The sequence below is a fragment of the Craurococcus roseus genome (assembly GCF_039523795.1).
Lineage (GTDB): Bacteria > Pseudomonadota > Alphaproteobacteria > Acetobacterales > Acetobacteraceae > Craurococcus > Craurococcus roseus.
This window is the reverse complement of record NZ_BAAAFZ010000023.1, coordinates 7,730-9,643: the sequence shown is the minus strand read 5'-3', so window position 1 is coordinate 9,643 and position 1,914 is coordinate 7,730. Positions and strand designations below refer to the sequence as shown.

1 protein-coding gene is annotated in these 1,914 nt (G+C 75.5%); it reads left to right on the top strand.

Annotation, left to right across the window (positions count from 1 at the left end):
• Positions 1 to 127: 127 nt before the first annotated feature.
• On the top strand, positions 128 to 1,891 hold the full coding sequence (gene asnB / locus ABD067_RS09755; protein WP_343895063.1) for an asparagine synthase (glutamine-hydrolyzing): 1,764 nt from the start codon (positions 128 to 130) through the stop codon (positions 1,889 to 1,891).
• Positions 1,892 to 1,914: the final 23 nt, after the last annotated feature.

Sequence of the window (1,914 nt, the reverse complement as noted above, 5' to 3'; positions counted from 1 at the left end):
CCGCCCTGGCCGCCGCCGGCCGCGCGGAGTTCGAGCGGGCCCACGCCGCCGCGCCGGTGTTGGCGCGCTGGGGCGAGTTCCTGCGCTCCGTCGCGCCGCCCGCCGCGCCGAGGGAGGCCGCCGCCTGATGTGCGGCCTCGCCGGCATCGCCCTGCGCACGGGGCTCGCGCCCTCCGCCGCCACGGTGGACGCGCTCACGCAGGCGCTGGCGCACCGGGGGCCGGACGGTGCCGGGCACCACGTCGCGGGCAGCGTGGCGCTGGCGCACACGCGTCTCGCTATCATCGACCTCGCCACAGGCGACCAACCGCTCTTCGCCGGCGCCGCCGCTCTGGTGGCCAACGGCGAGGTGTACAACTACCGCGAGCTGCGGGAGCAGAACCAGCTCCACTGCGCGACCGGCAGCGATTGCGAGCCGCCGCTGCACCTCTGGCGCCGCGACGGCTTGGCCTTCACGGACGGGCTGCGCGGCATGTACGCCTTCGCGCTGCACGACCGCGCGTCGCGGCAGGTGGTGCTGGCGCGGGACCCCTTCGGCATCAAGCCGCTCTATATGGCCGAGGTCGGAGGCGGCGTCGCCTTCGCCTCCGAGCCGCAGGCGCTGGTCGCTGCCGGGCTGGTGCGCCCGCGCGTGCGGCGCGAGGCGCTGGCGGAACTGCTCCAGATCCAGTTCACCACCGGCGCGGAGACGATTTTCGAGGGCGTTTCCCGCGTCCTGCCCGGTGAGACGCTGTCCATCGCCGACGGCGCCGTGGCGGAGCGCCGCCGCCGCGCGGCGCTGCCGGAGGGCGGGCCGGAGGACATCGGGCTCGACGCCGCCCTCGACCGCTTCGACGACGCGTTCCAGGAGAGCGTGGCGCTGCACCAGCGCAGCGACGTGCCCTACGGCATGTTCCTCTCCGGCGGCACGGACAGCGCCGCCGTGCTGGCGATGATGGCGCGGCTGAACGGCGAGCCGGTGACGGCCTTCACCGCCGGCTTCGACGTGCCCGGCGCCGCCGACGAGCGCGCCGCCGCCGCCGCCGCCGCGCGCGGGGCCGGGGCGCGACACGTCACGGTGGACGTGGACGAGGCCATGGTCTGGCGCCACCTGCCCGAAATCGTCGCCTGCATGGACGACCCGGCCGCCGACTACGCCATCATCCCGACCTGGTTCCTCGCCCGCCGCGCGCGGGAGGAGGTGAAGGTGGTGCTCTCCGGCGAAGGGGGCGACGAGATCCTGGGCGGCTACGGCCGCTACCGCGCCGCCATGCGGCCCTGGTGGATGGGCGGCAAGGCGCCACGCTCCCGCGGCTCCTTCGACCGGGTGGAGGACGTGCTGCGCGCTCCGCTGACAGGTTGGCGCGACGGCACCGCCTCCGCCGAGGGCGCCGCCTTCACGCCCGGCCGCACGCGGCTCCAGGCGGCGCAGGCGCTGGACGTCGCGGATTGGCTGCCGAACGACCTGCTGGTCAAGCTCGACCGCTGCCTCATGGCGCACGGCGTCGAAGGGCGCGTGCCGTTCCTCGACAACGGCGTGGCCACCGCCGCCTTCCGCCTGCCGGACGCGCTGAAGGTGCAGGGCCACACCGGCAAGTGGCTGCTGCGGCAATGGCTGGCGAAGAACTTCCCGGCCGCGGAGCCCTTCAAGCCCAAGCAGGGCTTCACCGTGCCGATCGGCGCCTGGATCGGCGGCGTGGGCGAGCGGCTGGGGCCGCTGGTGGCGGCGCAGGCGGGCGTGGCGGAGATCGCGCGGCCGGACCGCGTGGCGGCGCTGTTCCGCAACGCGGCGGGCGAGAAGCACCGCGGCTTCGCGGCGTGGCACCTGCTGTTCTACGCGCTTTGGCACCGGCGGCACGTCGAAGGGCGGCGGCCGGAGGGCGATGCGTTCGAGTTCCTGGCGGCGCGCTGAACGCGGCTTGGCGTCGTCGTCCT